The organism is Saccharopolyspora sp., assembly GCF_017434145.1.
Classification (GTDB): Bacteria; Actinomycetota; Actinomycetes; order Mycobacteriales; family Pseudonocardiaceae; genus Saccharopolyspora_C; species Saccharopolyspora_C galaxeae.
The window spans coordinates 1-2,359 of sequence record NZ_JAFRFW010000403.1 but is presented as its reverse complement, the minus strand read 5'-3'; the positions used below and the strand labels follow the sequence as shown (position 1 = coordinate 2,359).

The following is a 2,359-nucleotide window of genomic DNA, read 5'->3' as shown; positions in this document are numbered from 1 at the left end:
GGGGCATTCATCGCACACCGCGTCCCGCATTCGCCCGAATCCATTTCTTGGCCTGCACGCGCACATCCTGGTCATCGATCCAATCGGTGCCGACCTGCACGGTGTCGACCAAACCGTCATCACCGTGCGAACCACGCGCGTCGCCGCGATGCACGGTGATCACTCCGGCGCCGCGGCCCCAGCGGAATGTGTAGCTCTCGCGCGCCGACACCCGCTCGAAGTGCCAAGCCATCGGCAAGTGCTTCTTGTCGTTCACCGCGCACCCCCGGGCTCCGCGCGACGTTGCTGCGGGATGCGCGGCCAACGCCGCCGGAAACGGAAATTCGCGCAGGTGTGCGCCTCGTCGCCGGCTGCGGGCGGAATCGGTGCTGCGGCTGAAGAATCCCGGGTTCGCGGAAGTTCCGGGACCACCGGTGAACCGCGCGCGCCGTGCACGGGTAATGCGAGCAACGCGGGAACCACCTGGTCCACGGGCCCGGATCGCCGCCACGACGCGAGCGGTTCGGGATTTTCCAGGTCCGCCACCCGATATCGGGCGGCGACCGAGTCGTCGGGCGCGCTGGCGAGGAACACGTCCAGCACACCTCGCACCACGCGGAATCCTTGCAACACCGGCGCCGCCGGGACGCGCGCGCACCGGAATCGGAACCCCTCGCGCGCCGCGGCGCGAATCGCCCGCGACTGCGGCTGGAAGAGCGCGTCGATGTCCACAATGGCCACCTTTCGTCGGATCGCCTTCTCGAACGCGGGAAATCACCTGGAACAAGGCGGTGCCGCCACCCGAGAACGATCTCGGGAGCGCGCCGCGACAGCTCGCTCAGGCGCTGTCGAGAAGTGGGATTAGTCGGCCATCGGCCGCTATTGAGGAATGTTAGCGGCCGGATAACGACGGGCGCACTCTTTCAATTGGGTGAATATTTCGCAGCGGTCCGGCACGGCCACTTGCGCACTTTCCTCCATAAAGGACTGTGCCGCGCAAGTGGCCGGACCAGCCGGAATCCGCGTCCGCGGACTCCGGAAGTCACCGCACAGCAGGCAAAAACCGCGCGCCGCGCGGGCGCGCACCGGCATACCCGGGTGGACGAACGCGGCACCGTCCACCGAAGATCGTCAAGAACACCGTGGACAGTGCCCGCGCCCGGGACCGGCGCCCGGCCGGGCACGAGATTTTCCCCGCACAGCGCAAAAAAGAGCGCGCCGCTCGAACGTTTCCGCTCGAACGGCGCGCTCGCGCAGGAGTTCCACCGCGGCAACCGCGGCGGGCCCGGTCACCGCAACCGGTTCACCGGGATGCTTGCGCGCCCTGCTTGGCCTGCCAGTGCCGCATCGAGTGCTGCACCAGCGCGATCAGCGCGTGCTTGGTGGACTGCTGGTCCCGCGCGTCGCACGGGCCGATCGGCACGTGCGGGCCGATCGCCATCGCCTCGCGGATCTCCTCCATCTGGTGGCGCAGCTCCCCGTCGAAGCAGTTCACCGCGATCAGGTAGGGCAGCCCGCGATCCTCGAAGAAGTCCACGGCCGAGAAGGAATCCGCGAGTCTGCGGGTGTCCACCAGCACGACGGCACCGATCGCACCGCGCACCAGGTCGTCCCACATGAACCAGAACCGCTGCTGCCCGGGCGTGCCGAACAGGTACAGGATCAGATCCGAATCCAGCGAGATGCGGCCGAAGTCCATCGCGACGGTGGTGCTGGTCTTGTCCGGCGTCGCCGCGAGGTCGTCGACGCCGGAACTGGCCTCCGTCATCACGGCCTCGGTGGTCAGCGGGACGATCTCGGAGACCGACCCGACGAAAGTCGTCTTGCCGACCCCGAAACCGCCGGCGACGACGATCTTGGCCGAGGTGGTGGCACTGCGCTGCTGGGCAAGCGGTCCCTGAGCGCCTGCTTGGGGAGCTCTAAAGCCGACGGAGTCCACTCAAAACCCTTTCCATCAACATCATGTGTGGTGCGCTGCCGCTTTCCGTCACAGTCTGGTGCACCGTGATCATCCCCAGTTCAGCCATGTCGGCCAGCAGCACCCGGGCCACCCCGATCGGAACGGACAGCATCGCCCCGACCTCGGCAACCGACAGCGGGTGCCTGCACAACTCGGCGATCGACGCGTGTTCCATCCGTCCCGCCGCGCCGGATCGGTACGACTCGCTGGTGGACACGAGCGTTTCCATTTGAAGCTCGTAGTTCGACCGGGTCCGCCCCCCGGTCCAGGTGTAGGACCGGATGCTGGAAGCCGCCGGCACGTCCGATTCGGCGTCCTGCGCAGGCCACTCCGCCGCGGGCCGCTCCCACTCCTGCCCCGCGGGCCGCTGCCCGCCGGTGGCCGGGACTCCGCGCGCAGGTCCCGCGGAGCCCCAGTCCG

The 2,359-nt window shown here is 68.2% G+C and carries 3 protein-coding genes; all 3 read right to left on the bottom strand.

Annotation, left to right across the window (positions count from 1 at the left end):
* Positions 1-7: 7 nt before the first annotated feature.
* A complete protein-coding gene (locus IJH84_RS10995) occupies positions 8-256 on the bottom strand; it encodes a hypothetical protein (protein ID WP_200069088.1) in 249 nt (82 codons plus the stop codon).
* A gap of 1,026 nt (positions 257-1,282) precedes the next feature.
* Positions 1,283-1,918, bottom strand: coding sequence for an ATP/GTP-binding protein (locus IJH84_RS10990; protein ID WP_200069087.1), 636 nt, complete (start codon positions 1,916-1,918; stop codon positions 1,283-1,285).
* Positions 1,899-2,359 (bottom strand): DUF742 domain-containing protein (locus IJH84_RS10985; protein ID WP_295143564.1); only part of this gene is annotated, 461 nt, incomplete at its 5' end. The genes IJH84_RS10985 and IJH84_RS10990, both read right to left, overlap by 20 nt.